Origin of the sequence: Desulfogranum japonicum DSM 18378, from assembly GCF_000429945.1 — a bacterium.
GTDB lineage: Bacteria > Desulfobacterota > Desulfobulbia > Desulfobulbales > Desulfobulbaceae > Desulfogranum > Desulfogranum japonicum.
On the sequence record NZ_AUCV01000004.1, the window covers coordinates 111,965 to 124,189 of the forward strand.

6 protein-coding genes are annotated in these 12,225 nt (G+C 49.6%); 4 read left to right on the forward strand and 2 right to left on the reverse strand.

Going from position 1 to position 12,225, the window contains the following annotated elements; all coding sequences use genetic code 11:
* Positions 1-73: 73 nt before the first annotated feature.
* From recC to G493_RS27865, 4 genes are all read left to right on the forward strand, one after another.
* Positions 74-3,268: an exodeoxyribonuclease V subunit gamma gene (gene recC / locus G493_RS0105020; RefSeq protein WP_028579500.1), complete on the forward strand. Its 3,195-nt coding sequence runs from the start codon at positions 74-76 to the stop codon at positions 3,266-3,268.
* On the forward strand, positions 3,192-6,782 hold the full coding sequence (gene recB / locus G493_RS27855; RefSeq protein WP_205623637.1) for an exodeoxyribonuclease V subunit beta: 3,591 nt from the start codon (positions 3,192-3,194) through the stop codon (positions 6,780-6,782). Before recC ends, recB begins: the two co-directional genes overlap by 77 nt.
* A 66-nt stretch (positions 6,783-6,848) precedes the next feature.
* Positions 6,849-8,618: an exodeoxyribonuclease V subunit alpha gene (gene recD / locus G493_RS27860; RefSeq protein WP_051309020.1), complete on the forward strand. Its 1,770-nt coding sequence runs from the start codon at positions 6,849-6,851 to the stop codon at positions 8,616-8,618.
* Between the two features lie 140 nt (positions 8,619-8,758).
* Positions 8,759-9,676 carry a selenium metabolism-associated LysR family transcriptional regulator gene (locus G493_RS27865; RefSeq protein ID WP_035273658.1) on the forward strand — a complete coding sequence of 306 codons (918 nt, stop codon included), beginning with the start codon at positions 8,759-8,761 and terminating at the stop codon, positions 9,674-9,676.
* Between the two features lie 7 nt (positions 9,677-9,683).
* On the opposite strand, the gene G493_RS0105040 is transcribed toward G493_RS27865, so the two are convergent.
* Complete coding sequence (locus G493_RS0105040) at positions 9,684-10,169, reverse strand: hypothetical protein (protein ID WP_028579501.1); 486 nt, start codon at positions 10,167-10,169, stop codon at positions 9,684-9,686.
* A 338-nt stretch (positions 10,170-10,507) separates the two neighbouring features.
* Positions 10,508-11,998 (reverse strand): polysaccharide-degrading enzyme, encoded by a 1,491-nt coding sequence (locus G493_RS27870; protein WP_153306433.1) that lies wholly within the window; start codon positions 11,996-11,998, stop codon positions 10,508-10,510.
* Positions 11,999-12,225: the final 227 nt, after the last annotated feature.

Genomic DNA, 12,225 nt, shown 5'->3' on the forward strand with positions numbered 1-12,225 from the left:
TTCCCGATTTACGGGACCACTCTGCCATCAACAGCATCCTGTTGACCAGTTTACCTGCCAGAGGTAAAAAACCATGGCTTTTATGCTCTATACATCCAATCGACTGGAAACGCTTGTCAGCCAACTCGCATACCTGCTGACCACGGCACCGGCTCCTCCCCTTGTTGCTGAACATATCGTCGTGCAGCATCCCGGGATGGGCCAGTGGGTGCAACGGAAACTTGCCAGACATACAGGTATTGCCGCCAACCTGAAATTCCCCCTGCCCGGGCGGTTTATAGGCAACCTTATGGAGCAGGTAATGGGAAGCGAGGTCAACCTGCAACTTTTCAGCAGAGAAGTTCTGACCTGGAGGATTTATCAGATTTTGCCTGCATTTTTTGCTACTGATGCAGGCAAGCTGCTTACCGGATATGTCACCGGGGACGATGCTGCCCTGAAAATGTACCAGCTCGCCGCCACACAGGGCAACCTCTTTGACCAGTATCAGATATTTCGGCCTGATGTCCTCCTACAGTGGGAAGAAGAAGAGTCAAACCACTGGCAGGCCACCCTCTGGAAAACCCTCGCCTCGGACCACCTGCACCGTAGCGCGTGTATTCATCGAACCCTGGAGACACTGTCCCGGATACCGTTTGATCACCACCTGCCTGAACAGGTATACCTGTTCGGCCTGAACTCGCTGGCTCCCGTGTATCTGGAAATACTCACCACCCTGAGCCAACATACCCAGGTGCACCTTTTTCACCTTTCCCCATGCCAGGAATATTGGGGTGATGTCCTGTCAGACAAACAGCTGGCGCGTCAGCGAAATCGCCAGACTCAGACTCCACACGACAGGGAAACCCTCTATATTGAAAGGGGAAATCCTCTGCTGGCATCTCTGGGTTCCGTGGCCCAGGATTTTCACAATCAGTTGCTCGAATACCAGATGGAGGAAGAAGAACTCTTCATACCACGTGCAGAATCAAGCCTGCTGGCCACCTTGCAGAATCACATTCTGTTCATGGAAGACGGGGAACAGACTGAGATTTCAGAAAAGCCACCCCTGGAGGATGACGGTTCCCTCCAATTCCATATCTGCCATTCTCCGCTACGTGAGGTACAGGTTCTCCATGATACCCTGCTCAAACTCTTTACACGTATCCCGGACCTGACAGCCGGCGACATACTCGTTATTGCGCCGGACATACAAATCTACACCCAGGCTATCCAGGGCGTGTTTCACAGCGCCCCTCCTGATCAACAGATACCTTTTTCCCTGAGAGACCAGTCCATTGCAGGGATTTCCTCCACAGCACAGACGTTTCTGGACCTGCTGACAATCCTGGCGGGAAAATGTACAGGTATGGAAGTTCTCTCATTACTGGAAAGTGAACCGTTGCTCGCCCGCTTTCATCTCAGCCGGGCTGATCTACCCAGAATTCGCCGCTGGATAAACGACAGCGCCATCCACTGGGGACTGGATGAGAATCATCGAAACAAACTGGGCATGGGCAACTACACTCAGAACAGTTGGCAAGATGGATTGGACAGGCTGATGCTGGCATATTTTCTGGATTCACCGGAACATTGTTTTAACGGCCATTACCCTGCGTCAACAGTCACAGTCTCTGAAGCCGACCTCCTTGGAGGCCTGGCTGAATGCATTGACCAGCTACGCAGGTGGAGCCATGACGTTGCCATCCCCAGAGCTCTTCCCCAGTGGGCATCTACTCTGATGGAACTCCTCCAGACTTTTTTTCTTCAGGAACAGGATGAGCCGGGCATTAAACTCATTCGTGATTATCTTGAGACCCTGCATAACCAGACAGAACTTGCAGGATGTACCCAGCAGGTGGAGTATGCTGTGGTGGTCCATCATCTCCAGCAGCATCTGCTCACACAGCCTGCAGACCAGGTTTTCCTGAGTGGCCGGATCACCATCTGCAACATGGTGCCCATGCGTTCCGTTCCCTTCAGGGTCATTTGCATGTTGGGAATGCATGACGGCAATTTTCCCCGCAGCCAACCGACGATCTCATTCAATCTGCTGCAACAAAAGCCCCGTCCCGGTGACCGCAACCGGCGAAACGATGACCGCTACCTGTTTCTTGAAAGTCTGCTTTCCGCCCGTGATTGCCTCTCCATTTCCTGGATCGGCCGCAGCCAGCAGGATAACAGTGAAGCGCCCCCGGCAACGGTTGTCTGTGAATTACAAGATTATATAAACCACAGTTTTCAGAGCTCCGACGACAGCCCGGCAAGTAGCGCTATTACCAGGAAACATCCCCTTCAGCCATTCAGCAGGCATTGCTTTACTACCGACTCTCCCATGCAGAGTTACGCCAGCACCTGGTTACCGGCTTACAGGAAAGACTCGTCGGCACAATTTATTACGGACTCTTTAACCAGCAACGATAAGGTCACCTCTGTATCGATTGATCTAAACAAACTGATTCTCTTCTGGAAGCACCCCTGCCGCTATTTTCTTGAACAGCAATTGGGCATGCGGACGCGGGAGCAACACATCCTCATAGAGGAATCTGAACCATTTCTGCTGAACAACCTTGATCAATACATATTCCGTAATGCACTGGTCACCGAGCTGCTGAACAACACGCCTTCAGTTCAGGTTCAAACCCGTATGAAGGATTCCGGTTTCCTTCCACAGGGATCATATGGTGAGATACAGTTAGAACATATCATGGAGGAAAGCCTTGCATTTGCCGCAACCGTTGCCGAACTGACAGCCTCCCCCAGCTCACCATTGGAAATTGATACCCACATCGGCCCCTATCATATTACCGGATGGCTCAGGAATCTTTATCCAAAGGGCCGGATCACCTGGGAAAGCGGTCGGTTAAAAGCAGCCACCCTGATGGAACTATGGATCTATCATCTTTTCCTTTGCCACCTGGACCAGAGTGAATGCCCCGAAACCAGCATCCACTATTGCCGTGATGAATTCTTCTGCCTGGGTCCCGCAGAAGATGCATCCCGACATCTCCGGCACCTGCTGGACCTGTTTCAGGCTGGACAACAACGTCCCCTTCCCTTTTTCCCTGAAAGCAGCCTTGCAGGGATGCAGGCAAAGCCGGGAAAAAGAGAAACCGAGATGTTGAAAAAATGGCAGGGAGGATACTATTCCAGAGGAGAAGGTGAAGATGAGGCTTACCTGCTTATCTTCGGCCCGGAGACATTACCTGTCCTTGAACGGGAATCCCTTGATCTGGCAACTCTTTTTGAGCCTATCCTTGCTCACAGGTGTGATGATGCAGAAGCTTGACCCCTATACCCTTCCCCTGGAACAAACTTGCCTGATTGAAGCAAGTGCAGGTACGGGCAAAACCTATACCTTGACCCTTCTCTACCTGCGTTTACTGCTTGAGAAACAGCTCCCGGTGGATCAGATTCTGGTTGTCACCTTTACCAGGGCTGCCACAGAAGAACTACGCAGCCGAATTCGTCAACGCATCAGAGACGCTCTGGACGCATTGAATGGCGAGCAGGCTGCTGAACCGCAATTAATGGACCTGCTTGCAGGGTTGCCAGAATCCCAAGCCAGGCAGCTGCTCACGGACGCACTGGTGCGCATGGATGAGGGGGCCATCTTTACCATCCACGGATTTTGCCAGAGGCTTCTCCAGGATAATGCCTTTGAAACAGGAACGCCGTTTCAGGCGGAATTCATTGAACAGGAGCTTCCCCTTCGCGTGCGAATCATGGAGGACTTCTGGCGGCTGCATCTCTACCCTGCGGATCGCAACATGACAACCTGGTTCACAAGCCATTGGACATCACCGGAAGAGCTGTTGAACACTGTCAGCATGACACTGGCGACCCATGGAGTCCAGCTTATACCTGATGATATTGTTGCGGCTCTTACCCGGCTCAGGCAGGAACTCCACATCCTATTTCCGAAACTCTGCTCCATGTGGCAAGAGCATCGTGATGACGTCTGCTCCATTGTGGAAAACAATACAGACCTCACTCGCTCTGAAAAAACTTACCGCCTCAAGGACAAGGTTCCAGAGCTTCTTCAAGCCATGGACGCCCTGGCAGAAGAACCTGTAATGCCCCTCCTCATCCCTGGCATTCTGCATCTGCTGAAACAGAGTGTTGTAGCGGCTTCGGTAAAGAAAAAATGCACCAGCCCGCCAGAACACGATTTTTTTCTTTTTTTTGAAGAATTCTCTGATCTCCATGAACGGTACGAACAACTTTGCTATGCGGATACCATCGTGCAGGCAAGGACCTATCTGCACGATGAGCTGGAAAAACGAAAAACGCAGCAGGGATATCTCTTTTTCGATGACCTGCTTGTCAAAGTTCACCGTGCTCTTCACCACAAAACCTTGGGCGACCAATTCGCCCTGCAGGCTGCAACCAGATACCCGGCAATCCTGGTCGATGAATTTCAAGATACGGATCCCCTGCAATACCGTATATTTTCTCAGATTCACCAGTGCGTAGAACATCAATGGCTTTGCCTCATAGGAGACCCAAAACAAGCCATTTATTCCTTTCGGGGAGCAGATATTTTTACCTATGTGCAGGCTCGACGAGCGACCATTGCACAAAACAGGTTCACCATGGTTACCAATTATCGTTCCTGCGGTCCCATGGTGCGTGCAGTAAACAGCCTGTTTTCCCGCCCTGACCCATTCCTGAGCACAGACATCCCGTTTACCACCGTGGAACCCGCCCCGGAAAACCAGGAACAACGCCTGACCATCTCAGGGAATAAGGTTGTACCCCTGAACATGTTGCTCCTCCATCCGACACCTGGGGCTGCAGATCTGAAAAAATCTTTCAACAAGGCCACCGGAGATCAACTTTCGGCTGAAGCTACTGCCAACAGCATTGCCACACTCCTTGCCCAGGGACTGGCTGGCGAAGCATTGATCAATACAGAGCCCGTTTCTGCCGGTGACATAGCCGTGCTGGTGCGGACTCACAGTCAGGCCCAACTCATTCAGCAGGCCTTGTCTCGTCTCTCCATCACAAGTGTGGCTTTCAGCCAGGAATCTGTCTTCCTCACCAGAGAGGCTGACCAGCTCGCTACGGTTCTTTCTGCCATCATTGATCCCTCTGATCGCCCCGGTGTCAGGGCTGCTCTGGCAACAGACCTGTTTGGCATGAACGCGACAGCCATTCAAACAGTAAATGGGGATGCCTTTGAATGGAACACTATACTTCATCGCCTCCTCACATACCGCAGGATCTGGGATCAGCAGGGGATCATGGCCATGTTTCAGTACCTGATCAGCAGTGAGGATGTCGTACAGCGTATAACAGCCCGCCTGGATGGTTCCAGACTAATGACCAACTTCATGCATCTGGCCGAGTTACTACAGACATCCCCGGCAACTGCCCATGGTAAAAGCAGTTTGATGCGCTGGTTTGCCGAGCAACGGCATCGGCCTGACTCCACTGTTGAAAATCAACAGATTCGCCTTGAAGATGATGAACGGCTGGTACAGATCGTCACCATTCATAAATCCAAGGGATTGGAATATCCCATTGTTTTTTTCCCCTTTCTCTGGCGGGAACACTCATTTTCACCCAAGGGACCGCTGCTTTTCCATGATCGTGAGACCTTTACTGCAACAGTGGACCTGCTGGCAACAGATCGGGAACACATCCGCCTGGCAAGGGAGGAAGAACTGGCCGAACAGAGACGACTGCTCTATGTTGCGGTAACAAGAGCCCGTTACGCCTGCTTTATTTGTGCCGGTTGGGCTCTCGGCTATGCAAACGCACCGTTGTTTTCCCTGCTCCCAAATTTACCGGAACAGGCGCTCCAGGACATTGATCAACTGCAGTTGACGATGAATCCCCTTTTCAACCAGCAGGAACAACTGCTTGCTGTAAAACCTGGATGGAAGAGTGCCCCAGCTCTTGCAATAGAACAGGAGAATACCGGGAATGAGCTGCGCGCAGCCGACTTCACAGGCCGCATAACATTGAGTACGGAAACCACCAGTTACTCCAGATTGACAGCTCAACTGGATGACCATGAATTACGGAAACCAACAGGCAGCAGACCTGCCGAAGTTACCGAACCGGAGATCATCCATTCTCCTTTTTCCTTTCCCAAGGGGGCCTTTGCAGGCACCTGCCTCCATAACATACTGGAACAGATTGATTTTTCTGCAACAACGACAACCTGGAATGAGATAATTGCGGCTGAATTACGCAAAGCAGGCATTGACGAGGAATGGCAGGAGCTCACTGCAACATGGCTCAAACAGGTTGTTGCAGCGCCACTCCCCAATAGCTGTCCTTTAAAAAAGTTGACAAACGAGCAGCAGATAGCCGAGATGGGCTTCCTTTTCCCTGTGGATGCCATGTCTCTCCAGCAGTTCAACCATATTCTGAACCAGTGGAATCTTCCTGCGCTCTCCATTGGCAGCGTTGAGATTACCGCCCTGATGAAAGGATTCATTGATCTGATTTTCACCTATAATAACCGGTATTTTATAGCTGACTACAAATCCAATTACCTGGGCTGCGATCTGGAAGACTATTCCCAGCCAGCATTACAACAGGCCATAGAACAACATAGATATGATCTCCAATACCTCATTTACACCGTTGCCCTGCACCGCTACCTGCGGCTCCGCCTTTCCGACTACTCCTATCAGGAACACTTCGGGGGAGTATATTATCTTTTTCTCAGAGGGATGGATGCTACCCGGCAAGACTCTCCCGGCATCTTTTTTACCCAACCCGATGCAGGATTGATCCAGGCGTTGGACAGCTGTTTCAGCGAATCGCCTGATCTCTCCCACAGTTAGTTCCCGGCTCTTAAAAAAAATGGGAATATTTTATGCAACCTGCAAACATCATGAGTACGTCCGGCTATGAAATTTTCTTTATCTGAACTCCACAGACAAGGCCACCTGCGCCTGATCGATGTCCAGGCAGGGGTATTCATTCAAAAACTTGCCCGGGGAAATGAACAGGACAGTGTTGCCCTGGCCGGAGCTCTTGTATCCCGGGGGATTGCCGCAGGCCACGTCTGTATGCCGCTCCAGGTACTTGCTGACCAGATGGCTGCCCTTGGCCTCGAGCACATGGACACTACAGTCCTCCAACAGGTACTTCTCAGCAGCGGCGTAGCAGCCCCCCCTGGTGAAGTTGCCCCTTTGCTGCTTGACCGAAACAATAACCTCTACCTTTTCCGCTTTTATGTATATGAACAGACAATTGCCCGGGGACTGCTGAACCGTGCCGCCCACTTCACAGGGGGAGATTCTGTAAAAATTGCGGAGGTGCTCCATGCTCTTTTTCCCAAGCATACAGAAGGAAATCATCCCGATTTACAACAACAGGCCGCGGCAAGGGGGGTACGAAACCAGCTCCTGATTGTATCTGGTGGCCCAGGTACCGGTAAAACATTCACCGCAGCCCGTATACTGGCGGCCATAGGTGCTACCGCAGAAAAACCGCTGCGGGTATGCCTGGCCGCCCCCACGGGTAAAGCAGCCGCGCGCCTTAAAGAAGCCATCATTGAGGCAAGAACACAACTCAGCAGCGAATTCCAACCCTATATTCCAGAAGAGACCCATACCATTCACCGTCTGTTACGGGTCATTCCCATGGATGGAAAATTTCTCCATAACCGTCACAACCAGCTTCATATTGACCTGCTCATGGTGGATGAAGCCTCAATGATAGATGTTCCTCTGATGGCAGCCCTGCTTGAGGCGCTTCCCGATCATTGCCGTGTCGTGTTATTAGGGGACAGGCACCAGCTTGCTTCTGTGGAAGCCGGCAATCTCTTTGCAGACATCTGTAGCTTGAACAGCTGTTCATCGGCGGTAAAACGAGACAACGGGATGCGGGATGCCGTTATAGAATTACAACATAGTTATCGCTTTGATGCCCATTCAGGAATCGGCACATTGGCAGCATCGGTGCTGGCAGGAAACGCAGACACGGCCAAAACCTGCCTCCTGGCCGGTACCGGTGATCTTCATCACATTGCCGCACTATCTCCCGGCAATGCAGAAAAGGACTTTACTGCTTTTGCAGACAGTCACTTTGTGCCTCTCTTTGCCTGCAAAACCCCGCAAGAAGCACTACAAAGACTGGAGCGTTCCCGTATTCTCTGCGCACTGCAGCGAGGAGAAAACGGGGTACAGGGATGCAACCACCTGGTGAGCCTGCATCTCTTGAATAAAGGTCTGATCAAACAGCTCGACAGCCCCTTTCACGGTATGCCCATATTGATCCAGAAAAACGATTACGCTCTCAACATCTTCAATGGCGACGCCGGTGTTCTCTGGCAGAATGCCCAGGGAAGATTGCATGCATGGTTTCAGGGACCAGACAACACCTTTCTCAACTACCCCCTGCAGCAGATACCGGCATATGAGCAGGCATATGCCATTACTGTACACAAATCCCAGGGATCCGAATATGAGCATGTCCTTTTTGTCCTGCCCTCGCGGGAAACGCCTCTTCTTGGCAGAGAGTTGCTTTACACCGGCATAACCAGGGCAAAAAAACATCTTTCAATCCTTGGGGAAAATAAAATATTTGCATGGGGAATAAAGAGGTCCGTACATCGTTTCTCTGGCCTTGCCATGGCATTGCACAGCGAGAACGCCGCGTTTATATCCAGATAACTTTGCCAATACGCTGAAAAACAACAGACTTTTCCTGTAAGATATTGTAATTGTAGAAATCGAAAAAAACGATACGATATGTTACCCCTCTTTTACCCTGAACCGGGTGCTTTCCTATATTACCGAGCAAGGACGATAGAATGGATATCAGGAAACTTGAAGTTTTTTGCAAGGTTGTTGAATATAAAAGTTTTACCAAAGCCGCACAGTGGGCCATGATTTCTCAACCTACAGTCAGCGAGCATATTCGAAGCCTGGAGCAACAGGTTGACCAACGATTGATCGATCGCCTTGGCCGCAAGGTTGAAGCGACTCCTGTGGGGCAATTACTCTATAATTACGCCTTGAAGATTATCCGCCTCCAGGAAGAATCCATGCAGGCCATAGAGGTATTCAGCGGCAATCTGATTGGCCGCATTCTCATTGGGTCAAGCACCATTCCTGGTACATACATCCTGCCGCATCTACTGGGACGGTTCATTGAATCCCACCCCGAAATAAAAGCCAACATTAATATTGACAACTCCCGTACCATAGCTCAAAAAGTTATTGCAGGAGAATATGATCTTGGCATTATCGGAGCTACCTGGAACGAACGTTCCCTTGCATGGACCGAGGTATTTGCAGATGAATTGACTGTGGTTATGCGGCCAGATCACCCACTTGCAAAAAAAGAAGAGCTGACCATTGACGACCTCCTCCAGGAACCATTCATTTTCAGAGAACATGGTTCCGGCACACGCAAGGTCATCGCCGGTATTCTGGAACAGCAGGGATACAGAGAAAACAGCCTGCAGGAGGTCGCGGTAATCGGGACAACCGCCGCAGTAAAGCAGGCCATTAAAGCAGGCATAGGTATCTCTATACTTTCCCTACGGGCTATTCTGGAAGATATTCGCCATAACAGCCTGGTTGGCCGCCCTCTGAAAGGGATGCAGATGCAACGCCCATTTTACCTTATTCAGCGACGTAACAGGGAACTTTCCCCTGTAGCTGCCGTGTTTGTTGAATACATTTTGCAGCAGGCGGATGACAGAACCGATTTTCACCGGGAATGATCCCGCCCTATTCAAGATTAAGCCAGAGATGATCACTGCGGCTGGGAATTCCTTGTGATCGAGAGCTGTTTTCTTCTGTTTCAACCTCCTGCACAGTATATATATTACCGTCATTCATGACTTGCATACAGGTTCGCAGATCCCTGCCGTTTAATGTATGAAAAACAATAATCGCATTCTCTGATTTCCTGGCAAGGCGCTTGGGAACAATGAGGGTGACATGTTCGGATTCACCGAATCCATCCTGCTGCAGTTCCTGAGTTACGGTGCTTTTGATCTGGTCCTGATCAACCTCATCCTTCATAAGATCTGCCAATGCAGGGGCATATCCTGAAAAAAAAGCAGATATGATCAAGACAACAGTCATATAAAAAATATTTGCAAATTTCCCCTCTAATTGCAGCGCATGCAGTATGGAGCGCCTGAAAAGCAGAAAGAAACACAGCAACACTACAAAACCAATAAGCATTAGCTTGAAATCCGTATTACTCATATACATCTCAATTCTTCTATCTTTGTACCCAGTCGCAAGCTTGCAGACATTACATCGAAAGCTTTTATATTCATTCGCAACCGGCTCGTCAGCCACAGAAAAATATCCCGTTGAGACCTCAAACTGGTAGGCATCCGAATGGGACAGTCAGGATCACACAGTTATATTTCCTGCTTGGCTGTGTATTTGGTGCCTCCCAGTAACCGGCTATTTTTGTTCACATGTAGATAAACAGGAAATGAGTCTCGAAAAAGACCAATTACAGGCAGGCACGAGTTATCTTCTCTGTTATGGGTTAGCAGTCAATATTTCTACGTTACCCCAGGCACAATGTCAAGCTACTCTGAATCCAGAAGCAGTAACATGATTCCGGCACCACCATAACCGCTGTTTCCCTGGTCACTGTCATCTCCCGGTGTTGAGTCAGAGTACTCAAAAGCCCCGATATCCAGAATGCCGTCATTGCCCCGAGTTACGGCCCCCCTGTGATATCTGTACTGCTTTGACACCGGATGAAGAGCCTGTACATCCGTATCCAATGCTTTGCCTGCGTTCCTGCAAGGTGAGGTAGAGAGCAGATGATAATCTCCCTTCGTAAAATCAATAAAACCGGGACTCACCCCAACAACACTCGTTTGCAGATCTGTAAGCGTTCCTCCAAAACTGGAGTGGGAGACACGCCAATTGTCTTTTAACCAGTTATGACTGATCTTGATCTGTCCAGAGCTCTCCGCCAGGGCAAAACGGGAACCATCTGCCGTTGGATAGAGGATATTATTATACACATCGGCGAACTCGTCATCGGTGGAGAGCCTGAGCAAAGTCGTATTGCCGGACCTGGTGGTAATCACCGTATTATTGTAAAGATACAGGGTACCCTTTCTATAGCGGCTGGTATCATTACTGTCGCCACCATAATGAATAATCTGACTATTCCCCTCATTGTCCGCCTCTTTCAGGATATTGCCATATACATATGTTTTCCTATAGACAGATTCATCGGTCAACGTATCAGGATGTCCGGCATCCACCAGATCCAATTGTCTGTTACCGTTCTCTATCCAGTTATAACGTACAACCAACCCGGCGGAACGATCTTTGAGGTTATTCCCCCCTGCACCGGATCTCAATGCTCCCATAAAATTGTACTGATACGTAATTCGAAGCGCTTCTGTGTATGTATTATGTTCATAATAGCTGCCTTCTATCCCATTATCATAAATGGCATTTCCCTGAATGAGGATATCTTGCGTGTTCCAATTATTGGCCCCGACAAAAATACCATTACCGGAATCATGTATCAGACAGTTCCTGATGGTAATATGCTGTCCGATTTCAACATAAAACGAAGCAGCATTATTCGCATATGTTTCCTGGCCACCGGAGGCATTTGTAAAAGTATAGGGAGGCCGTGCAGACCGCAGATCCAAATTTTCAACAATGATATACGAAGGAATTGGTTCTGAAGGAATGTTTGAGCCCCCGATCTTGATCAGACCACGTTTTTCATTCCAAAAATCAAGCGACTGTCTGGTGGTGGCATTACGCCCGTCAATGACCGGCAGCTGACCGTCCTGACCTGCCACACCGCTGACCACGATAGGCGCACTGGCTGTTCCACTTCTGCCGATCACCCATTTTTCGTTATAACTTGTGCTTCGCCAGTGAATGTATACGTGATCTCCAGGATTCAAGCTTTCCCATGGTACGGAACCTATTGTGGTATATTCTTTGTCAGGGCCGACATTATACTCCGTTGCCAGGCATGGGAGACTTGAATAAAGAAGTACTATACACAGTGATACAAAACAATTTCGTAAAAAAAACATAGTAACCATCTCGTCTAAAACAATGGATGCGAAAGGGGATATATAGCCGGTATCTGAATTGTAATCAGGACTTTACTCAAATTCAGGGCTACAAACAATACAAGCCCTCATTTCTCATCATTTTATGAGTATTAACGAAATGCAGCCATACTTTTTTACATGACCCCGGACAGAAGGTTGTGTCATACACACCATCGGAACAGCTTACACACGACCAACCAAGTGCA